This is a genomic window from Streptomyces sp. NPDC006602 (assembly GCF_042870385.1).
In the GTDB taxonomy this organism is placed as follows: Bacteria; Actinomycetota; Actinomycetes; order Streptomycetales; family Streptomycetaceae; genus Streptomyces.
This window is the reverse complement of record NZ_JBIAHG010000047.1, coordinates 22,044-42,845: the sequence shown is the minus strand read 5'-3', so window position 1 is coordinate 42,845 and position 20,802 is coordinate 22,044. Positions and strand designations below refer to the sequence as shown.

General features: G+C 70.7%; 19 protein-coding genes. 9 read left to right on the top strand and 10 right to left on the bottom strand.

Going from position 1 to position 20,802, the window contains the following annotated elements:
* Nucleotides 1–41: 41 nt before the first annotated feature.
* The gene (locus ACFYO2_RS45245) at nucleotides 42–725 is read left to right on the top strand and encodes a TetR/AcrR family transcriptional regulator (protein ID WP_388362167.1); all 684 of its coding nucleotides are present in this window, start codon (nucleotides 42–44) and stop codon (nucleotides 723–725) included.
* Between the two features lie 148 nt (nucleotides 726–873).
* Here the strand turns inward: ACFYO2_RS45245 and ACFYO2_RS45240 are convergent, their stop codons facing one another.
* Complete coding sequence (locus ACFYO2_RS45240; protein WP_388362165.1) at nucleotides 874–1,851, bottom strand: helix-turn-helix transcriptional regulator; 978 nt, start codon at nucleotides 1,849–1,851, stop codon at nucleotides 874–876.
* A gap of 63 nt (nucleotides 1,852–1,914) precedes the next feature.
* On the opposite strand from ACFYO2_RS45240, the gene ACFYO2_RS45235 reads away from it, so the two are divergent.
* The 6 genes from ACFYO2_RS45235 to ACFYO2_RS45210 all read left to right on the top strand — a co-directional run bounded on the left by ACFYO2_RS45235 (nucleotide 1,915) and on the right by ACFYO2_RS45210 (nucleotide 8,084).
* Nucleotides 1,915–3,417, top strand: a complete 1,503-nt coding sequence (locus ACFYO2_RS45235; RefSeq protein WP_388362162.1) for an MFS transporter — start codon at nucleotides 1,915–1,917, stop codon at nucleotides 3,415–3,417.
* Between the two features lie 182 nt (nucleotides 3,418–3,599).
* Nucleotides 3,600–4,361, top strand: a complete 762-nt coding sequence (locus ACFYO2_RS45230; protein WP_388362159.1) for a DeoR/GlpR family DNA-binding transcription regulator — start codon at nucleotides 3,600–3,602, stop codon at nucleotides 4,359–4,361.
* Nucleotides 4,358–5,305, top strand: a complete 948-nt coding sequence (gene pfkB, locus ACFYO2_RS45225) for a 1-phosphofructokinase (protein WP_388362158.1) — start codon at nucleotides 4,358–4,360, stop codon at nucleotides 5,303–5,305. The genes ACFYO2_RS45230 and pfkB overlap by 4 nt, the downstream gene beginning before the upstream one ends.
* Nucleotides 5,302–5,649, top strand: a complete 348-nt coding sequence (locus ACFYO2_RS45220; RefSeq protein WP_388362156.1) for a hypothetical protein — start codon at nucleotides 5,302–5,304, stop codon at nucleotides 5,647–5,649. The genes pfkB and ACFYO2_RS45220 overlap by 4 nt, the downstream gene beginning before the upstream one ends.
* Nucleotides 5,646–7,700, top strand: coding sequence for a fructose-specific PTS transporter subunit EIIC (locus ACFYO2_RS45215; RefSeq protein WP_388362154.1), 2,055 nt, complete (start codon nucleotides 5,646–5,648; stop codon nucleotides 7,698–7,700). The genes ACFYO2_RS45220 and ACFYO2_RS45215 overlap by 4 nt, the downstream gene beginning before the upstream one ends.
* A gap of 132 nt (nucleotides 7,701–7,832) precedes the next feature.
* Nucleotides 7,833–8,084, top strand: coding sequence for a hypothetical protein (locus ACFYO2_RS45210; RefSeq protein WP_388362152.1), 252 nt, complete (start codon nucleotides 7,833–7,835; stop codon nucleotides 8,082–8,084).
* A gap of 27 nt (nucleotides 8,085–8,111) precedes the next feature.
* Here ACFYO2_RS45210 and ACFYO2_RS45205 read toward each other — a convergent pair whose 3' ends face one another.
* From ACFYO2_RS45205 to ACFYO2_RS45195, 3 genes are all read right to left on the bottom strand, one after another.
* Nucleotides 8,112–8,858, bottom strand: a complete 747-nt coding sequence (locus ACFYO2_RS45205) for a DUF6227 family protein (RefSeq protein WP_388362150.1) — start codon at nucleotides 8,856–8,858, stop codon at nucleotides 8,112–8,114.
* 187 nt (nucleotides 8,859–9,045) lie between these two features.
* Nucleotides 9,046–10,266 carry an Ig-like domain-containing protein gene (locus ACFYO2_RS45200; protein WP_388362147.1) on the bottom strand — a complete coding sequence of 407 codons (1,221 nt, stop codon included), beginning with the start codon at nucleotides 10,264–10,266 and terminating at the stop codon, nucleotides 9,046–9,048.
* A gap of 130 nt (nucleotides 10,267–10,396) precedes the next feature.
* Nucleotides 10,397–11,428, bottom strand: coding sequence for a P1 family peptidase (locus tag ACFYO2_RS45195; protein ID WP_388362144.1), 1,032 nt, complete (start codon nucleotides 11,426–11,428; stop codon nucleotides 10,397–10,399).
* A 206-nt stretch (nucleotides 11,429–11,634) separates the two neighbouring features.
* On the opposite strand from ACFYO2_RS45195, the gene ACFYO2_RS45190 reads away from it, so the two are divergent.
* Complete coding sequence (locus tag ACFYO2_RS45190; protein WP_388362141.1) at nucleotides 11,635–11,853, top strand: hypothetical protein; 219 nt, start codon at nucleotides 11,635–11,637, stop codon at nucleotides 11,851–11,853.
* A gap of 35 nt (nucleotides 11,854–11,888) precedes the next feature.
* Here ACFYO2_RS45190 and mscL read toward each other — a convergent pair whose 3' ends face one another.
* From mscL to ACFYO2_RS45160, 6 genes are all read right to left on the bottom strand, one after another.
* The gene (gene mscL, locus ACFYO2_RS45185; RefSeq protein WP_388362138.1) at nucleotides 11,889–12,353 is read right to left on the bottom strand and encodes a large conductance mechanosensitive channel protein MscL; all 465 of its coding nucleotides are present in this window, start codon (nucleotides 12,351–12,353) and stop codon (nucleotides 11,889–11,891) included.
* 138 nt (nucleotides 12,354–12,491) lie between these two features.
* Nucleotides 12,492–13,043, bottom strand: coding sequence for a hypothetical protein (locus ACFYO2_RS45180; protein ID WP_388362134.1), 552 nt, complete (start codon nucleotides 13,041–13,043; stop codon nucleotides 12,492–12,494).
* A 235-nt stretch (nucleotides 13,044–13,278) separates the two neighbouring features.
* On the bottom strand, nucleotides 13,279–14,112 hold the full coding sequence (locus tag ACFYO2_RS45175; protein ID WP_388362131.1) for an S-methyl-5'-thioadenosine phosphorylase: 834 nt from the start codon (nucleotides 14,110–14,112) through the stop codon (nucleotides 13,279–13,281).
* A gap of 177 nt (nucleotides 14,113–14,289) precedes the next feature.
* Nucleotides 14,290–14,613: an FmdB family zinc ribbon protein gene (locus ACFYO2_RS45170; protein WP_388362128.1), complete on the bottom strand. Its 324-nt coding sequence runs from the start codon at nucleotides 14,611–14,613 to the stop codon at nucleotides 14,290–14,292.
* Between the two features lie 67 nt (nucleotides 14,614–14,680).
* Nucleotides 14,681–15,943: an MFS transporter gene (locus ACFYO2_RS45165; protein ID WP_388362125.1), complete on the bottom strand. Its 1,263-nt coding sequence runs from the start codon at nucleotides 15,941–15,943 to the stop codon at nucleotides 14,681–14,683.
* Between the two features lie 274 nt (nucleotides 15,944–16,217).
* Nucleotides 16,218–17,756 (bottom strand): potassium/proton antiporter, encoded by a 1,539-nt coding sequence (locus ACFYO2_RS45160; RefSeq protein ID WP_388362122.1) that lies wholly within the window; start codon nucleotides 17,754–17,756, stop codon nucleotides 16,218–16,220.
* 240 nt (nucleotides 17,757–17,996) lie between these two features.
* On the opposite strand from ACFYO2_RS45160, the gene ACFYO2_RS45155 reads away from it, so the two are divergent.
* Nucleotides 17,997–20,759, top strand: a complete 2,763-nt coding sequence (locus ACFYO2_RS45155; RefSeq protein ID WP_388362119.1) for a penicillin acylase family protein — start codon at nucleotides 17,997–17,999, stop codon at nucleotides 20,757–20,759.
* The last annotated feature ends 43 nt before the right edge of the window (nucleotides 20,760–20,802 follow it).

Sequence of the window (20,802 nt, the reverse complement as noted above, 5' to 3'; positions counted from 1 at the left end):
CCGGATGGCAGATTCTGCCACATGGGCATAGCCTGCCGAACGTGAGCAGTCCCACCCACCCCTCGCCGCCGACGGCGACAGCCGTCTCCCTCACCGAACGACGCAAGGCCGCGACCCGTATGGAGATTGCCCGAGCGGCTGCCGGACTCTTCGTGAAGCACGGCCTTCGGGCCACCCGTGCCGAGGACATCGCCCAGGCCGCCGGCATCGCCCCGCGCACCTTCTACCGCTACTTCGCGACCAAGGAGGAGTCCGTCGCCCCGCTCTACGCGGCGGGCGCCCAGCTCTGGGCGGAGGCGGTACGCGAGGCACCCGCCGACCTCTCCGTACCGCAGGCCCTGGAACACGCGGTCCGGCACACGTTGACACCGGGCACCGGAGTGTCGGCGGCGTCCTGGGAGTGGGTCCGCGTCCTGATCCGGCTCGCGGAGACGAGCCCGGGGCTGGGGAAGGTGTGGGCGGAGGTGTGCCAGGCGGGGGAGCGCACGCTGGTGGAGGTACTGGCGGAACGGCTCACAGCGGCCGACGACAACGTTGCCGGTCATCTCGCCGTGTCCCCCGACCTGCGCTTCGCCGCGGCCGTGGCAAGTGCCGCCGTACGTACGGCCGTTGAGGCGTGGGGGAAGGGTGACGCCCCGTCCGGCGGACCCGAGGGGCCGACGGGGCTGGCGCTGCGCAATCTCGGGGCGTTGGGGGAGTTTCCGTGGGAGGGGCGCCGGGGCTGATGTGCGGGTGTCCGTGAGGGAAGGTGGCCGAGATGAGGGCGGGGTGAGGGGCTGACGTGAGGGAAGGTCGGTCGAGATGAGGGCGGGGCGATGACTGAACGCCCGGAACCCGGTGTGCCGTAGGCCCGCCCGGGGGGTCATCCGGAGGTCATCGCGGTGAGTCCGGGTCCGACCCCGCACGCACCATGCGCGCACCCAACTCCCGTACACATCGCACCAGTTCCTCCGGCTCCTGCGCGGTGAAGTCGACCCCCAGCATCGCCAGCCGCACGGCCAGCCACTCCACGGAGCCGGCCGAACCCCGCAGCCGGCAACGCCCCTCGCCCAGCGGCTCGGGCGCCCCGAGCCATGCCGGTGCCCGCGCCGCGACGACCTCGGCGGGGGCGTCGAACGTCACGGTGAAGTCGTACGTCTCCTGCTGCCCGTGGATCGATCGCCGCAGGTACTCGGCCGCGTTCCCCGTGGGCAGCTCGCGCGGGGTGAACCGGGCCCCGGTCGCGAAGGGGGCGCTCACCCGGTCGACGCGGAAGGTGCGCCAGTCGGCGCGGTCGAGGTCGTAGGCGACGAGGTACCAACGCCGCTCCGTGGACACCAGGCGGTACGGCTCGACCACACGTCGCGAGTCGGCCCCGTCCTTCGCGCGATAGGCGAACCGCAGCCGCTCCCGCCCGGCCACGGTGGAGGCCATCACGGTCAGTGTCTCGGGCGCGATGCCGGCCCCGTCGCCGCTGGTCAGGGGAGTGGTGGCGGCCTGGAGGATGGAGACGCGGTGGCGCAGCCGGGACGGCAGCACCTGTTCCAGTTTGGCCAGCGCCCGTACGGACGCCTCCTCCACGCCCTCGACCGCGTGCCCGGCGCCGGCCCGCAGGCCGACCGCGATCGCCACCGCCTCTTCGTCGTCGAGCACGAGCGGTGGCATGGCTTTGCCCGCGACGAGCCGGTAGCCGCCGTCGGCGCCCTTGGTCGCCTGTACGGGATAGCCGAGTTCCCGCAGCCGGTCGATGTCCCGCCGGACCGTACGGCGGGACACCCCGAGTCGGTCGGAGAGCTCGCCGCCGGGCCATTCGCGGGGCGTCTGGAGGAGGGAAAGGAGCTGGAGGAGCCGGGCCGGAGTGTCCGTCGTCATGAGTTCGAGGATGCCGCAGAACTAGGACATGATCTGACCTAGTGCGGTCATAGCTTGTGGGACATGACCTCCACCGAGCCCACCCTTATCGCGGCGAGCGACCGGCGCCGCTGGTTCGCCCTCGCCATCGTGATGACCGCGGCCTTCATGGACCTTGTCGACGTCACGATCGTCAACATCGCCATCCCGTCGATCCAGCAGGACGCGGGCGCCTCCTTCAGCCAGATCCAGTGGATCACCGCCGGGTACGCGCTGGCCTTCGCCGCCGGCCTGATCACCGGCGGACGGCTCGGCGACATCCACGGCCGCAAGCGGCTGTTCCTGATCGGCATCGGCGGCTTCACTCTCGCCTCCGCGCTGTGCGGATTCGCCGCGGGCCCGGAGATGCTGGTCGCCTCCCGCATCCTGCAGGGCGGCATGGCGGCGCTGATGGTGCCGCAGGTCCTGTCGATCGTGCACGCCACCTTCCCGGCGCACGAGCGGGGCAAGGTCTTCGGGCTCTTCGGCGCGATCGTCGGCCTGGGCGCGGTCTCCGGTCCGCTGCTGGGTGCGCTGCTGACCGAGTGGAACCTGTTCGGGCTGGAGTGGCGGCCCATCTTCCTGATCAACCTGCCGGTCGGCATCGTGGGCCTGATCCTGGGCAGCCGCTTCATCACCGAGTCAAAGGCGCCGAAGGCGCTGAAGCTGGACCTGGTGGGCGTCGCGCTGGTGACCCTGGGCCTGCTGATGCTGATCTTCCCGCTCACCCGCGGCGAGGAGCTGGGCTGGCCGCTGTGGGGATACGTGTCGATGGGCGGCTCGCTCGTGGTGCTCGGCGCGCTGGTGGCGTACGAGCGGCGCAAGACCGCGCGTGACGGCTCCCCGCTGATCGAGCTGTCCCTGTTCCGCGTCAAGAGCTTCGCCGCCGGTATCGCCGTGCAGACCGTCTTCGGGATCGCGCTGGGCATCTTCTTCCTGGTGTGGACGCTGTACATGCAGTTGGGCCTGGGGTGGACCCCGCTGCGGGCCGGGCTGACCGGTGTCCCGTTCTCGATCGCCGTGTCGACGGCGGCCGGTCTGTCCGTGCAGCAGCTGGTCCCGCGCTTCGGCCGCAAGGTGCTCCAGGCGGGCGCGCTGGTGATGGGGGCGGGTGTCCTGCTCTACATCTGGGAGTCGGAGCGGTACGGCATGGCGATCGCGTCCTGGCAGATGGCGCTGCCGCTGGTCGTGATGGGCGCCGGCATGGGCTTGATCGTCGCCCCGCTGACGGAGGCGGTGCTGTCGGAGGTGCCGCGCGAGTACGCGGGTTCGGCGTCTGGGCTCATCAACACCGTGCAGCAGATGGGCAACGCGCTGGGGCTCGGCCTGGTCTCGGTGGTCTTCTTCGGCGTGATCGGCGACGACCTGCGACCGGCCCAGGTGGGCCCGGCCTTCGTGGGCGGTTTCCAGCACGCCCTGTGGTGGGTGGCCGCGGTGATGGGCGTGATCTTCCTGCTGATGTCCGCGCTGCCGAAGCGGCCGGCGCAGCATGCGGAAGGGGCGGAGCTTCCGGTGGGGGCGGAGAAGGAGCCCGAGCTCGTGTCCTGAGCGTTCTGAGCGGCGGAGGAGGGGCCCGGCACCTGGGGAGGTGCCGGGCCTTGTACTGCGTCCGGGCATGAACGGAAGTCCGTTCATGCCCGGATCACGTCCGAACCTGTTTACTTTCCGGAAATCCAGGCGTAGCCTCCCAGCGAAACCACAAGTTCGGGCACAGTCGGAGGCGAACGGGCATGTACGCACCGGAGCGGCAGCAGGAGATCCTCCGGCTCGCCCGTGACGGCGGCCGCGTGGACGTGGTGTCGCTGGCCGAGGAGTTCCAGGTCACGGCGGAGACGATCCGCCGCGACCTGAAGGCCCTCGACCGCGCCGGCCTGCTGCGCCGCGTGCACGGCGGGGCCATCCCGGCCGGGCGCCTCGACTTCGAGCCGGACCTCGCCGAGCGCGAGACGACGGCGGCCGACGAGAAGGACCACATCGCCAAGGCGGCGGTCGTGGAGGTGCCGACCGAGGGCACGATGATCCTCGACGCCGGTACGACGGTGGCGCGGCTGGCCGGCGCGATCCCCCTGGAGGCGGCGCTCACCGTCGTCACGCACTCCCTGCCGATCGCCGCCCGCCTCGCGGACCACCCCGGCATCCAGCTCCACCTCGTCGGGGGGCGCGTACGGCACCGTACGCGCGCCGCTGTGGACGCCTGGGCGCTGCGGGCGTACGGCGAGATCCGGGCCGATGTCCTGTTCGTGGCGGCCAACGGCTTCTCCGCCGAGCACGGCCTGACCACTCCCGACCTCGCCGAGGCCGCGGTGAAGCGCGCGGCGATCGCCGCGGCCCGCCGCGTGGTGCTGCTCGCCGACTCCGCCAAGCACGGCCAGGAGCACTTCGCCCGCTTCGGCGCCCTGAGCGACGTGGACCTGCTGATCACCGACAGCGGGCTGAGCCCCGAAGACGCCGCCGCGATCGAGCGCGGCGGCACGGAAGTAGTGCGCGCATGATCCTCACCGTCACCCCGAACCCGTCCCTGGACCGCACCTACGAGGTCCCTTCGCTCGACCGTGGCGAGGTCATCCGCGCCACCGGCGAGCGCATGGACCCCGGCGGCAAGGGCGTGAACGTCTCGCGCGCCGTCTCGGCCGCCGGACAGCGCACGGTCGCGGTGCTGCCCCTGGGTGGTGCGCCCGGCGCACTCGTCGCCGCCTTGCTCGACGCGCAGGGCATCGAGGTCGCGCCGGTACCGATCGCCGGAGCCACCCGCTCGAACATCGCGCTCGCGGAGTCGGACGGCGTGCTCACGAAGATCAACGCTCCGGGTCCCGAACTGTCGGTGGAGGAGCAGGAACTCCTTCTGGAGACGGTGCGCGTGCAGTCGCGCGACGCGGACTGGATCGCCTGCTGCGGAAGCCTGCCGCGGGGACTCGCGCCGGAGTGGTACGCCGAGCTGGTCGCGCGGGCGCACGCCGCCGGTGCGCGCATCGCGCTGGACACCTCCGGGCCCGCGCTGCTCGCCGCGCTGCGCGAGCGGCCCGACGTGGTGAAGCCCAACGCCGAGGAACTCGCGGAAGCCGTCGGGCGCCCCCTGTCCACGGTGGGCGACGCCGTGAAGGCGGCCGAGGAGCTTCGTGCGATGGGCGCGCGCGCCGTCCTCGCGAGCCTGGGCGCCGACGGCCAGCTGCTCGTGGACGACGCGGGTGCCTGGTTCGCCGGCGCGCGCGTCGACGCCGTACGCAGCAATGTCGGGGCCGGCGACTCCTCCCTCGCCGGTTTCCTGATCGCCGGCGGCAGCGGGCCGCAGGCGCTGGCCTCGGCGGTCGCGCACGGCGCGGCAGCCGTCCAGCTGCCCGGCAGCGTGATGCCGACACCGTCCGACCTGGACCCGGCGGCGGTGACGGTCACGGCCGAGGTGCCGATCGATCGCGTACTGAAGGAGCCGGTGTCATGACGTACTTCGTGTCCGCCGATGTCCGCGCCTACTACGTGTGCTCCGGAGCCGGCACCAACTTCGCGTCCGCCGACGTCCGCACCCACTTCGCTTCCTCCGGAGTCCGCACCTGCTTCGTGTCCTCCGGTGTCCCCATTGGACCGGCCAAGAAGCGGCGAGGTGCCCCGTTACCCGTCGCGGCCGATGGGAGGCAGGGCCACCTGAGCCGGCCCGCCGCCCGGAGGGGGCGGGGCTTCCCCGGTCCCGCCTCCTCCACCACCCCCACGAACCCCCACTGCACCCCCGTCCCCGCCCCCGCCCACCACACCCCCCGGGCGATACGCGTGCGAAGGAGCCCGCGATGAGCGAGATGATCACCGCGGACCTGGTCGATCTCGACCTGTCCGCCGACAGCAAGGAAGCGGCGGCGCGTGCCCTCGCCGAGCGCATGGTCGCCCTGGGCCGGGTGACCGACCTGGAGGGCTTCCTCACCGACGTGGCCGCCCGCGAGGCCCAGATGCCGACCGGCCTCGACGGCGGCATCGGCATCCCGCACTGCCGCAGCGAGCACGTCACCGAGCCGACGCTCGCCTTCGGGCGCAGCGCCGCCGGCGTCGACTTCGGCGCAGCCGATGGCCCCGCCGACCTGATCTTCCTGATCGCCGCGCCCGCCGGCGCCGACGACGCCCATCTGACGATCCTGTCCTCCCTGGCCCGGCAGCTGATGAACGCCGAGTTCACCGACGCACTGCGCTCGGTCGGCGACGCGGCGGCCGCGGCGGCGCTCATCGGCGGGGACGAGCCCGAGGCGGCCGAGGCCACCTCCGAAGACTCCGTGGCGGCGCCGACGGCGGCCTCCGCCGGCGCCGCCACGGGTACCGACGACGCCGACGACGCCGGCGCTTCCGAAGAACGCCCGTTCCGTATCGTCGCCGTCACCTCCTGCCCCACCGGCATCGCCCACACCTACATGGCGGCCGAGTCGCTGGAGAACGCGGGCCGCGAGGCGGGCGTCGAACTCGTCGTCGAGACGCAGGGTTCGGCCGGCTTCACCCGGCTCGACCCGGCGGTGATCGCGGCGGCGGACGGCGTGATCTTCGCCCACGACGTGCCCGTACGCGAGAAGGACCGCTTCGCCGGCAAGCCGACCGTCGACGTCGGCGTGAAGGCCGGTATCAACAAGCCGGCCGAACTCATCGCCGACGTGCGCGGCAAGGCCGAGCGCGGCGAGGTCACCGCCGGCGCCAAGGGCGGTACGCCCATCGAGCGGGCCGGTGAGGCCGGCGACAACTATGGCACCAAGCTCCGCAAGTGGCTGATGACCGGCGTCAGTTACATGGTCCCGTTCGTCGCCGCGGGCGGTCTGCTGATCGCTCTCGGCTTCGCGATCGGCGGCTGGGAGATCAACAAGGCGCCCTCGGTCATGGAGCACTTCTCCTGGACCCAGGTCGACAGCTGGGCCGCCCTGCTCTTCCAGATCGGCGGGGTCGCCTTCGGCTTCCTCATCCCGGTCCTCGCCGGATACATCGCCTACGGCATGGCCGACCGCCCCGGTCTCGTCCCCGGCTTCGTCGGCGGAATGATCGCCTCCAACATCGCCGCGGGCTTCCTCGGCGGTCTGGTCGCCGGTCTGCTGGCGGGCGGGGTCGTCCTCTCGATCCAGCGCATCAAGATCCCGCCGGTGCTGCGCGGCATCATGCCGGTGGTGGTGATCCCGCTGATCTCCTCCATCGTCGTCGGCTTCCTGATGTTCGTCGTGGTCGGCAAGCCCATCGCCGAGGCCCAGAAGGGCATGACGGACTGGCTCTCCGGCCTCTCCGGCACCAACGCCGTCCTGCTCGGTGTCCTGCTCGGCCTGATGATGTGCTTCGACCTCGGCGGCCCCGTCAACAAGGTCGCGTACGCCTTCGCCACGGCCGGTATCGCCGCCCAGAACCCCAGCGACTCCGCGATGAAGGTCATGGCCGCCGTCATGGCCGCGGGCATGGTGCCGCCGCTGGGCATGGCGCTCGCGACCACCATCCGCAAGAGGCTCTTCACCTCCACCGAGCGCGAGAACGGCAAGGCGGCCTGGGTCCTGGGCGCCTCCTTCATCTCGGAGGGCGCGATCCCGTTCGCCGCGGCGGACCCGCTGCGCGTCATCCCGGCCTCGATGGCGGGTGGCGCGGTCACCGGCGCCCTGTCGATGGCCTTCGGTGCCACGCTCCGGGCCCCGCACGGCGGCGTCTTCGTGGTCCCGCTGATCGGCCACGCCTTCCTCTACCTGATCGCCATCGCGGCGGGCGTGGGTGTCACGACGGCGCTGGTCGTCGTGCTGAAGAGCATGCGCAAGGCACCGGAAGCCGTGGCCGCCGAGGCGGCGGACAGCGGCTCGGCCGCACCGGCGGCGGAGCGGAAGCAGCCGGTCGCCGCCTAACCCTCGGGATGCGCTGCATGGCTTTTGATGTGCGGCGCATGGCCTTTGGGACGCTGTGAGTTGTTCACGGCACATGCGAGATACGTCACGGTCCGGGACCTCGGTCCCGGACCGTGGTGTCTACTGGAACGCATGCCTGAGCACGTCTCGGTCTACCAGCTGCTTGGTATGGCCTTCCTCGTCCTGGTGGCCGTCGCATGGGTGGCCGGCCTGGTCTTCATGCTGCGCCGTGGCCGTGTCGAAGCCGCCCTGTGGCGCGCTCAGGGCCTGCCCGCGCTGCCGCACCAGCGGCAGATCGGCCCGCAGCGGGAGTCCGTCGAGCTGACCCCGGCGGAGCAGGACGAGTTCGCGGGACTGGTACGACGGCTCAACCCCGGCCGCTGACCCGGCTGACGCACCAGGCAGACCCCGCTAGGAGACCTGCGCCGCCCGCCGCTCCATCGCGTCCCTGGCCACGTCCTCGCTCACGTACACCTCGCACATGTGCCGCCCGTCCGGCGTCGCCGTGTGCTCGACCTCCCAGAGGGAGACCTCCGCGCCGTCACGCAGCAGGAACGCGTGCTCGTAGAGCGAGAAGGACAGACCGGCGCGGCCGATGCGGCTGGGGCGCCCGAAGGCCTGCGTGATCTGGTGGGCGAACGCCGTGGTCAGCAGCGCGGCCGTCGCAGCGTCCGGCCGGTCCGTGTTCTCCGCCCGGCGCAGCACCCGGCGCGCGTGGTCCGCCGAGTCGTCCGGCAGGTAGGCGTGCCGCGGTGCGGGGACCGGGGCCAGCTGCACCATCACCGGCAGTTCGAAGTCCGGAGCGTCCGCCGGCAGCGGCAGGCGCGCGGTGGCCGCGCGCAGCTCCTCCTCGTCCCCGTACACCTCGTGCTGCGGGGCGCTGCCCGGCGCGGTGTTGTGGACGAGCTCCCACAGCGTGAGCGCCGAGCCGTCGGCCAGCAGCCATGTGTGCCGATACGTCTCGCGGTGCAGCCCGGCGCTGTGGTGCGCGGAGTGCAGCGAACTGTCGTGCGCCAGTGCGCAGTCCAGTCGCTGTATCGTCTCGTCGGGCAGCTCGAAGGAGTTCAGGGCACGGCCCAGGAGCCGCGCGAGATGCTCCTCCGGAGACTCGGGCGACTCGGGTTGTTCGTACGCTGCCGTCTCGTACGGAACGCTCAAGGTTTCTCCCGGCGTTGCTGCATGTCACCTTGTGGGTGCATACCGTAGCCCCTCGGTCGGACATCATGTCCGGGAACCGAGAAAACGTACGCCCGGAAAACGGGCGGGCCGCGGGGAAAGTTCCCACGCGGTCCGATGATCCGTCAAAAACCCCCGGTCAGAGACCTCTTCGGAGGCCGGCCCGCGCTCACGCGGCGCTGCCCGCAACCCACTCGTTCCACGCCATGTTCCAACCGTTCAACCCGTTGTCCGGCGACACCGTCTTGTCCGGGGAGTTCTTGACGATCACGACGTCTCCGGCGATCGAGTTGTCGTAGAACCACTTGGCGCTCGTGTCGCCCCCGGCGCCCTGCACGTCCTGGAGACCGACACAGCCGTGGCTGGTGCCCTGGCGGCCGAAGGGCGGGTTGCCCTTGTTGTACCAGTAGTTGCCGTGGATGAAGGTCCCCGAGCTGGTCAGGCGCATCGCGTGCGGGACGTCCGGGATGTTGTACGCGTTGTCGAGGCCGACCGTCCTGCTGTCCATCCGCAGCTTCGTGAACTTCTCGGAGATCACCATCTGCCCGTTGTACGTGGTGAACTCCGCGCTGCCCGCCGAGATCGGCACCGACCTGAGAGTCCTGCCGTCCCGCGTGACCGTCATGGTCTGCGTGTTCACGTCGACCGTGGAGACCTGCGAGCGCCCGATCGTGAACGCGACCGTCTTCTTCTGCACGCCGTAGACGCCGTTCGCGCCCTCGACCCCGTCCAGGTCGATCTTCATCGTGACCTTGGAGCCGGCCTTCCAGTACTCCTCGGGCCGGAAGTCGAGCCGCTGCGCCCCGAACCAGTGCCCGACCACCTTCTGCCCGTCGTTCGACGACACCGTGATGTGCGACTGCACGGCCTTCTTGTCGCTGATCGCCTTGTCGAAATTGAACGACACCGGCATCCCGACACCCACCGTCGTCCCGTCGTCCGGGGTGTACGTCCCGATGAAACTGTTCGCCGAACTGACCGTGGTGAAGACCGACTTGGCGGCCGTGGCCCGCCCGTTGGCGTCCTTCGCGGCCGCCGTTATCTCGTACTTCGTCCCCCGCTCCAGCTGCTCCTTCGGTTTCCAACTGCCGCCGTCGGCGGATATCGCCCCCGGTACGGCGGCGCCCGCGCCCGCCACCGTCATCTTCACGTCCGTCAGCTTCCCGTCGCTGACCTTCACCCCGGTGGTGTTGATCGACGCGCCGGTCGAGCCGTTCTCGGCCGAGATGGCTATCTTCGCCGCCGAGGACTTGGCGGAGTCCCCGCCGCTCTTGGCGTCGCCGTTGTCGGAATCGGTGCTGCCACCGCACGCGGTGAGGGTGAGGGCGCCGACCATCAGGGCGGCACAGGCCCCGAGTACGCGCCGCGCTGCTTTGTCCGGCGTTGTCACTGTCTACTCCAAGTTCAGGTGGTGTGTGCGATCCGCTCCCGTGCGTGGAGAAAGAGGGGACCGGTCGACGGCCGGGTTCCCACAGACCGCCCTGAACGCCATCACGTGACAGAACCGGGACACACACGCGTCAGCGGCCCCCGTACAACTCCTCGTACGACGGCCACGCCCCGCCCGGCCCGTCCACCGACTCGGCCGCGCGTACGGCGCGGACGATCGCGCGGGTCACGAGGTCCGCGCCCGCCGCGAGGATCTCGTTCAGCGGGAGGGGGCGCTCGGTGTCGAGCGGGCGGGCTCCGGTCGCCAGCGCGAACACCGTGTCGCCGTCGTGGAGCAGGTGCACCGGCCGTACAGCGCGCGCAATGCCGTCGTGGGCCGTGCCGGCCACCTTCTGCGCCTGCGCCTTCGACAGGTCCGCGTCGGTGGCGACCACCGCGAGCGTGGTGTTGAGCGGGGGAGGCGCGTGCTTCGCCGCGGCCTCGGCGAGGCGCCGGCGCGCGGCCTCGTGGACGCTCGCCTCCGGGTACCTCACACGTCCCTGGAACAACTCCCCGTACAGCACCCCCGTTTCCGGATCCTCGACCGATCCCGCCGCGTTGGCCACCACCAGTGCGGCCACCGTGATCCCCGAGTCGAGGACGATGCTCGCGGTGCCCACACCGCCCTTCATCAGCCCGGCCACGGCGCCCGCACCCGCGCCCACGCATCCCTCCCGGACCCGGGCGCCGGGCTCGCTCGCCGCGGCCGCCTCGACGGCCGCCCGGCCGGTGGCCGCGTCCGGCCTGGCCCGGAAGTCGCCGCCGCGCCCCAGGTCGAAGACACAGGCGGCGGGCACCACCGGAACGACGTGCGCCGGATCCGGTCCCACTCGCACCCCGCGCCCGTGCTCCTCCAGCCAGGCCATCACCCCGGACGCCGCGTCGAGCCCGTACGCGCTGCCGCCGGTCAGCACGATCGCGTCGACCTTCTGCACCACGTTGCGCGGATCGAGGGCATCGGTCTCCTTGGTGCCGGGCCCGCCGCCCCGCACATCCACGGCGGCCACTGCGCCGCCCTCCGGGGCGAGGACGACCGTGGTGCCGGTGAGCCAACCGTCACCGCTGCGCGTGGCGTGCCCCACGCGCACTCCGGCAACGTCCGTCAAAGCGTCGTGAACTGTCATGGGGCCAGTCTCGTCGTCCGGGCGTCGGTCTCGGGGGGCATGCGGGGTCTTGGCCAGGCCGCCCCGGCGGGTCCGGTCCCGCCCGTGACTCTCAGGCCGCCGGAGCCGCCTGTCTGCTCCCGCCGGACTCCCAGCCCGCCCCATCTCTTGTGAACGGATTCACAACCCGGTGAGGGCGCGAAGTTCCGGGCCCGTACCCTGGACGCATGACCACCGCCCCCGAGCCCGAGCCCCGTGAGCCGAAACCCGAGCCGCGTGAGCCGAAGCCCGAGCCGCGTGAGCCGAAGCCCGCGCTGATCTTCGACGACCCGTTGGACCAGCAGTCCTCGGACGACACGGACCGCGGGTGGGGCGAGCGACCCGGCACCGACAGCGCGGCCGACCTGAAGCGCTTCCTCGACGAGAAGCCGCCCCACCACCTGTGAGCCGGGCGGGCCGCAGCCCACCCGCCCCACTGCCGCTACGGCTCGTCGTGACCCGAGCCGCGCTGCCGCTGCTGGGCGACCAGCGCGTCGCGGATCTCCTTGAGCACCTCCAGCTCGGTCACCTCGATGACCTCGTGCGCGCCCTCCTTCGCCTTCCTGCGGGCCTCCTGCCGCGCCAGGTACTTCGACATGGGCAGGACCATCAGGAAGTAGACGACGGTCGCGGTGATCACGAAGGTGAGCGTCGCCCCGAGGACCGAGCCCCACAGGAGCCGGATACCCACGTCGCCCTGGCAGTTGTCGCTCAGGCAGGAGCTGTAGCTGTCGAGGTTCTTGGTGCCGATCGCTCCGACCAGCGGGTTGATGAGCCCCTTCACCACCGAGTTGACGATGTTGGTGAAAGCGGCGCCGATGACGACCGCCACTGCCAGATCGACAACGTTCCCGCGCATCAGGAAGGCCTTGAAGCCCTCCCAGACGCTCGGCTTCTTCTCGCTCACGTAGGCGACTCTCCTCGCATGCACAGGTTGTGGAACAAACAGCTCCGCAACCTACGTCAGCGCGAGGCGACCCTGTCCAACCGGGTGGCGGCAACGAGGGACTTGACGGGATTGTGCCCGGGGCTGGAATCGCGCGGCTCAGCACAGCGTCACCGCCAGCCGGGCCGTAGCGCTCGCGCCGGCGAGGTTCGCCGCGGTGGAGCGCGGCACCGAGAGCACGACCAGCGCCCCGCTCTCGGTCGCGCCGTCCAGCGGCTCCGGCACCTTCGTCACCCGCGCCCCGCGTGCGACCACGCGCGCGTCGCCGCCGGTCGCCGTCTCCTCGGCGGCGATGACGTCCACCCGGTCGCCGGGCCGCAGCAGCCGGACCGTGGCCCCGTCGGCGATCCGCACCGGCGCCGTCACGGTCTGGACGGCGCGGCGTTCCCGTACGGGATCCGCCGGTGGATGCCCACGGGTCTGCTCCGCGTCGCGCGGGCCCGCCGCCACGAGCGCGGCCGCGGTGACGGCGAGGCCGACCGCCACGGCCCGCCTCCGCTGCCGTACGAGCCGCTGCAGCTGATAGCGCCCGCCGCGGACCCGCACGGGGGCGAAGTGCGGCACCTCGCACGTGGGGGGAGCATCCGTGCCGAGCGGATGCGGGGGGACGGGAGAGGAGGAAGGGGAGGAGGGAGAAGGGGCGTAGGGCATGGGAACCACCACCTGCGACGAGGGATCGGCTTGCCATGCCACGATGGGGCTTCGCGCCGGTCCCCGCCGAGGCCGGTGGGCTACCGGCGGGTTGTGGACAACTCCCTCACCCGAACGGGAAGTTCCGCCCCTCTGCGACACAGCCGCAGCCACCTCTACGACGGCACACCCGCAGTCCGCTCCGCTACGACGCCGCCGCCCCTATCCCCTATACACAGCCGGCGCCGCCGATCAGTTACGGCAGCGCGAACCCCGGATCCATCCCGCCCAGCGCGTTCGTGCACAGGCAGTCCCGCTCCTCGGCCGACGGCAGCGCGGCCACCGCGTCGAACAGAACCCCCCGCAAGCGGTCCACGTTCGCCGCGAAGACCCGCAGCACCTCGTCGTGGGAGACGCCCTCACCGGTCTCGGCGCCGGCGTCGAGGTCCGTGACCAGGGTCAAGGATGTGTAGCAGAGCTCGAGTTCACGGGCGAGAGAGGCTTCGGGATGGCCGGTCATGCCCACCACCGACCAGCCCTGTGCCTGATGCCACAAGGATTCGGCGCGGGTCGAGAAGCGCGGCCCCTCGATGACGACCAGGGTGCCGCTGTCCACCGGCTCCCAGTCCTGTCCACGGGCCGCCTTCAGTGCGGCCGCCCGCCCGGCCGGGCAGTAGGGGTCGGCCAGGGACACGTGCACCACGTTGGGCACGGTGCCGTCCGGCAGCGGCAGACCGTCGAAGTACGTGCCCGCCCGGGACTTCGTACGGTCGACCAGTTGCTCCGGCACCAGCAGCGTGCCCGGCCCGTACTCGGGGCGCAGACCGCCCACCGCACACGGGCCGAGGACCTGGCGCACGCCGACGGACCTGAGTGCCCACAGGTTGGCGCGGTAGTTGATCCGGTGCGGCGGCAGATGGTGGCCGCGGCCGTGCCGGGGCAGGAAGGCGACTCGCCGGCCGGCGACCTCGCCGAGGAAGAGGGAGTCGCTGGGCGGCCCGTAGGGGGTGTCCACCTGGATCTCGGTCACGTCGTCGAGGAACGAGTAGAAGCCGGAGCCGCCGATTACGCCGATCTCTGCGTTCGCCATGACCAGCACACTAACCGGCGCTGTCCGGGACCGGAGCCCGGGCTCGGAAACAGCGCCCGGAGCCCAGGTCCGAGAACGGCCTGGGACCCTCGTCCAGAAACAACGACACAACGACACAACGACACAACGAGAACCCCACCGTCGTACGACGGCGGGGTTTCGTGAGCGAGGGTGCGGCTACGCGGCCGAGCTGCTGCTGGACGAGGTGCCCGAACTCGACGGCTTCGAGTCCGAGGACGACGAAGAGGTCGAGGCGGACGAGCCGGTCTTCGAGTCCGAGGACGTCGACGACTTCGCTGACGCCGGCGAGGTGCTCTTCGAGGATCCGCGGCTGTCGTTGCGGTAGAAGCCGGATCCCTTGAAGACAATGCCGACCGCGGAGAACACCTTCTTCAGGCGTCCACTGCAGTTGGGGCACTCGGTAAGGGCGTCGTCGGTGAACTTCTGCACCGCCTCGAGGCCCTCGCCGCACTCGGTGCACTGGTACTGGTAGGTGGGCACTGTCTTCCTCCTGGCACTCTCACTCAATGAGTGCTAACGATGGTTCATAGTGACGTATTCCCGAGGATCAGTCCACTGCCACCGGCACGCGGTGACCGACGCCACGTGCGACGGTGCGGCTGTGCGGCCGTACCGAAAGGCGTGAGCGCAGCGCCAGCACGGTCGCCAGGGCGAGCAGCGTGCCGCCCATCGGCACCAGGAATCCGGCTCCCTCCCGGAAGCCGTCCTCCAGCTGTCCGGCGACCGTGACGGCCGCCGCCTGCCCGAGTGCGACCGCGCCGGTGAGCCAGGTGAAGGCCTCTGTACGGGCGCCGGCCGGGACCAGGCCCTCGACCAGGGTGTAGCCGGTGATCAGGGCGGGCGCGATGCACATCCCGACGAGCAGACCGAGGCCGGCCAGGACCAGCACCGAGTGGGCGGCCCACAGGCCGGACGCGGTCAGCGCGAGGGCGGCGTACCCGACGACCAGGCGCCGCTGCGGGGAGACCTTCCAGGCGACGGCGCCGCACACGAGGCCGGAGAGCATGTTGCCCGCGGCGAAGGTGCCGTACAGGACGCCGTTCAGGCCCGGCTCGCCGATCGAGTCGGAGAACGCGGCCAGCGAGACCTGCATACCGCCGAAGACGGAACCGATGCCGAGGAAGGCCACGATCAGAACGCGCACCCCCGGGATGCGAAGAGCGGAACCGTGCTCCACGCGCGCGTGCCCCTCCACGGCGACCGGCGGCTGCGTGCTCTTCTGCGCCGCGAACAGCAGACCGCCGATCAGGGTGAGCGACGCCTCCGTCACCAGGCCCGCGGCCGGGTCGACGGCCGTGCACAGGGCGGTGGCCAGCAGCGGGCCGACGACGAAGGTGAGCTCGTCGGTGACGGACTCGAACGCGGCCGCGGTGGACATCAGGGGCGAGTCCTGGAGCTTCACGCCCCAGCGGGCGCGCACCATGGGGCCGATCTGGGGCTGCGAGGCGCCCGTGGGCACGGCGGCCGCGAGCAACGCCCACAGGGGCGCGTGCGCCAGTGCGAGCGCGGTCAGGGCCAGGCCCGACAGCGAGTGCACGAGTACGCCCGGGATCAGTACGGCGCGCTGCCCGTAGCGGTCGGCGAGGCGGCCGGTGTAGGGAGCGAACAGCGCCATGGAGACGCCGGTGACGGCCGCGGCGGCGCCGGCCGCGCCGTACGAGCCGCTGGTGTGCTGCACGAGCAGCACGATGGAGACGGTGAGCATCCCGAACGGCTGGCGTGCGGCGAAGCCGGGGAGCAGGAACGTCCAGGCGCCGCGCGTGCGCAGCAGTTGCCCGTAGCCGGGACGGGAGGTGACCGTGGATGCCACGGCCCGTGCCTTTCTGCCGCCTGGTAGCGCGGCCCCCGTATTTTGGGGCGGCACCGAGAGCTGTCCTCTTGCGCCGACTGCGGTAGATGCCGGCGCCCACTGCGGGGGCGTCCCGGCCGCCATACGGTCGCGCCAGCACTGCGTCAGGCAGAGTTGGTTCGATCGGAATGCGCCTTCATCGTACAGGGATCAAGGCGGGTGGGCCTGTGAAAACGAGCACCATTGACGTGTTCACCTGTGATTGGTGGGAGTGTGAACCGTACGAAACATGCCCTTAATGGGATGTGTCGGCGCCGTTCGTGCCCAGCCATCCGGCCAGCTTGCCGCCGCGTCCCACCGCGCGCAGTCGTCGCTCGGCGGCGTCCCGGACCGGATCCGTGGCGACCACGAGGAGTTCGTCGCCCCATCGCAGCACTGTCGTCGGCAGCGGAACGAACGATTGTCCGTCGCGTACGACCAGGGTGACCGCGGCCCCGGCAGGCAGCCGCAGCTCGTTGACCTCGACGCCGTGCATCCTCGACCCCTTGGGGATCGCGACGGACAGCAGGTGTCCGCGCAGCCGCTCCAGGGGGGCCGACTCGATGCCGAGGTCGGCGGCCTCCGCGTCCCCGCCCAGGCTCAGCTTGCGGGCGAGCCACGGCAGGGTCGGCCCCTGGACGAGGGTGTAGACGACGACCAGGACGAAGACGAGGTTGAAGATCCGGCGGCTGGCCTCGACGCCCTCCACCATCGGGATGGTCGCCAGGATGATGGGCACCGCGCCGCGCAGCCCGGCCCAGGACATGAGCGTCTGCTCCTGCCAGGGCACCCGGAACGGCGTCAGGCACAGCACCACGCTCAGTGGACGCGCCACCATGGTCAGGACCAGCCCGATGACGAGTGCGGGCAGGATGTCGTCGCCCAGCTCGTGCGGGGTGACCAGCAGGCCGAGCAGGACGAACATGCCGATCTGGGCGATCCAGCCGAGCCCGTCGGCGAAGCCGCGGGTGGCGGGCCAGTGCGGCAGCTTCGCGTTGCCGAGGACCATCGAGGCGAGGTAGACCGCGAGGAAGCCGCTGCCGTGCGCCAGCGCGCCCGCCGCGTACGCCATGACGGCGATCGCCATGACGGCGATCGGGTAGAGACCGGAGGCGGGCAGGGCGACGTGCCTGAGGCCCCAGGCGCCCAGCCAGCCCACCGCGATGCCGAGGGCGGCGCCGATGGCCAGCTCCAGGGCTATCACCCCGAGCAGCACGTACCAGTGCTCGACCGGGCCGGCCGTGGAGAAGGAGACCACCAGGATGACCACGGGGGCGTCGTTGAAGCCGGACTCGGCCTCCAGCGTGCCCGTCACGCGCGCGGGGAGGGGGATCTTCCGCAGTACCGAGAAGACCGCCGCGGCGTCCGTGGAGGACACCACCGCCCCGACGATGAGCGCCTGGCGCCACTCCAGGTCGATCAGGTAGTGCGCGGCCGTCGCCGTGATCCCCACGCTCACCGCGACTCCGGCCAGGGCCAGCGCCGAGGCGGCCGGCAGGGCCGGCTCGATCTCCTTCCACTTCGTGCCGAGGCCACCTTCGGCCAGGATCACGACGAGGGCCGCGTATCCGATGACCTGGGTGAGTTCGGCGTTGTTGAAGTGGATGTCGCCGATGCCGTCCTGGCCCATGGCGATGCCGATCCCCAGGTAGACGAGCAGGCTGGGGAGCCCGCTGCGCGAGGAGATCCGGACCGCTGCCACAGCGACGAGCAGGACGAGCGAGCAGACGAGCAGGAGTTGGTTGAGATGGTGGACAGTCAGCGGCCGTTCCCTTCCCTGGCTCACACGCTTCACGCGCGCGGGAGCTCACGTACATAGGACACGAAGTGGCGGTCCTCCGCATCCAAGTACTTCGTTACCTTACCTAACTCTTGACGATTTCTTGACGATCCCCGACGGGGTGATCGAACGTCCGTCCGTTCTGGTTCCCGACTCCGAGTCAAGTGGCCCCGAGCCCTGCGCCTATGGTTGCTCCAGCGCTCAGTCAAAAGCACAGCCCGCCCTGCCGCTCGCGTTAGGACAGCAAGGACAGCGATGCCCCCCAACACCACCGCCTCTTCGGGTCAGCAGCCCGGCAAGTCCGGCAGGAAAAAGGGGCGCAAAGCCCGCCTGTTCGTCCTCGTCCTCGTGCTGGCCATCATCGGAGGCGTCGCCTACGGGGCGTACTGGTCCATCAGCACCGTCCGTGCCTCCTTCCCGCAGATGGAGGGCTCGATCACGCTGAAGGGCCTGTCGGGGCCCGTCGACGTGAAGCGTGACGGCTACGGCATCCCGCAGATCTACGCAGACTCCGACGCGGACCTGTTCATGGCGCAGGGCTACGTCCAGGCGCAGGACCGCTTCTACGAGATGGACGTGCGCCGTCACATGACCTCCGGGCGCCTGTCGGAGATGTTCGGCAAGGGCCAGGTCGACAACGACGAGTTCCTGCGCACCCTGGGCTGGGACCGGGTCGCCAAGGAGGAGTACGACAAGACGCTGTCGGCCTCCGCGAAGAAGTACCTCCAGGCCTACGCCAAGGGGGTCAACGCCTACCTCCAGGGCAAGGACGGCAAGGAGATCTCCCTGGAGTACGCGGCCCTCGGTTTCGAGAACGACTACAAGCCCGAGGCGTGGACGCCGGTCGACTCGGTCGCGTGGCTGAAGGCCATGGCCTGGGACCTGCGCGGCAACATGCAGGACGAGATCGACCGCGCCCTGATGACCAGCCGCCTCGGCCCCAAGCAGATCGCCGACCTGTACCCGCAGTACCCGTACAGCCGGAACCAGACGATCGTCCAGCAGGGCCAGTACGACGAGCTCACCGGGACCTTCGAGGGCAGCGGCGGCACATCCGGCAGTGAGACGTCCACCAGCGGCACCGCGACGGGCACCTCGTCGTCCACGGCCGGTTCCGCCCTGCAGAGCCGGCTGACGGGCCTGCAGAACGTCCTGGACGACGTCCCGACGGCCGTCGGCGTGAACGGCAACGGCATCGGCTCGAACTCGTGGGTCGTCTCCGGGCGGTACACGATCACCGGCAAGCCGCTGCTGGCCAACGACCCGCACCTGTCGGCCTCGCTGCCGTCCGTCTGGTACCAGATGGGCCTGCACTGCCGCACCGTCTCCAGCACGTGCCAGTACGACGTCACCGGCTACACCTTCGCGGGCATGCCCGGCGTGGTCATCGGCCACAACCAGGACATCGCCTGGGGCATGACCAACTCCGGCGTCGATGTCACCGACCTCTACCTGGAGAAGCTCTCCGGGGACGGCTACCTGTACGACGGCAAGGTGAAGCCCTTCACCACGCGTGAGGAGACCATCAAGGTCGCCGGCGGCGAGTCCAAGAAGATCGTCGTCCGGGAGACGAACAACGGGCCCCTGCTGTCCGACCGTGACGACGAGCTGGTGAAGGTCGGCAAGAAGGCCACCGTCGGCACCTCCGCACCCGACCGCGGCGACGGCTACGGCATCGCGCTGCGCTGGACCGCGCTGGACCCGAGCACCTCCATGGACGCCGTCTTCGCGATGGACAAGGCGACCGACTGGACCGGCTTCCGTAAGGCCGCCGCCCTGTTCGACGTGCCCTCGCAGAACCTGGTCTACGCCGACACCGAGGACAACATCGGCTACACGCTGCCCGGGAGGATCCCCACGCGCGCGAAGGGCGACGACGGATCCATCCCGGCGCCGGGCTGGGACTCCAAGTACGAGTGGACCGGCTACATCAAGCAGGACCAACTGCCCTACGAGTACAACCCCGAGCGCGGCTACATCGTCACCGCCAACCAGGCCGTGATCGACAAGGACAAGTACCCCTACACGCTCACCACGGACTGGGGTTACGGCACCCGCAGCCAGCGCATCACCGACCTGATCGAGTCGAAGATCAAGGGCGGCGGCAAGATCTCCACCGACGACATGCGCCAGATGCAGCTGGACAACAGCAGCGAGATCGCCAAGCTGCTGGTGCCCAAGCTGCTGAAGATCAACCTCGACGATCCCAACGTCCGCGAGGCCCAAGAGCTCCTCGAGGGCTGGGACTACACCCAGGACGCCGACTCGGCGGCCGCCGCCTACTTCAACTCGGTCTGGCGCAACATCCTCAAGCTCGCCTTCGGCAACAAGCTGCCCAAGGAGCTGCGGGTCGAAGGACAGTGCCTGTGGGTCGACCCGGTCAACTCCACCGGGCCCGTCGACGAGACCGGCAAGGTGCGCGAGTGCGGCCAGCGCGACGCCGACCAGGCACAGCCGGACGGTGGCGACCGCTGGTTCGAGGTCGTCCGCAACCTCATGGACGACGAGAAGAGCGACTGGTGGACGACGCCCGACTCGGGCAACCGCGTCGGCGCCGTCAAGAACCGCGACAAGCTGTTCGAGCGCGCCATGATCGACGCCCGCTGGGAGCTGACCGCCAAGCTCGGCAAGGACATCGACACCTGGAGCTGGGGCCGGCTGCACCGCCTGTTCCTGAAGAACCAGACCCTGGGCACCGACGGCCCCGGCTTCCTGCAGTACGTGCTCAACCGCGGCCCCTGGAAGCTCGGCGGCGGCGAGGCGGCGGTCAACGCGACCGGCTGGAACGCGGCCGGCGGCTACGGCGTCGTCTGGGTGCCGTCGATGCGGATGGTGGTCAACCTCGGCGACCTCGACAAGTCGAAGTGGATCAACCTCACCGGCGCCTCCGGGCACGCTTACAGCGCTCACTACGTCGACCAGACGGGCAAGTGGGTCAAGGGCGAACTGCTGGACTGGTCCTTCTCGTCCAAAGCGGTCGACGACGACACGAGCGACACGCTGCAACTGAAGCCGTGACCCGCTGACGTCCTGCCGCCGGAACGGCCCTCCACGCGCGCGT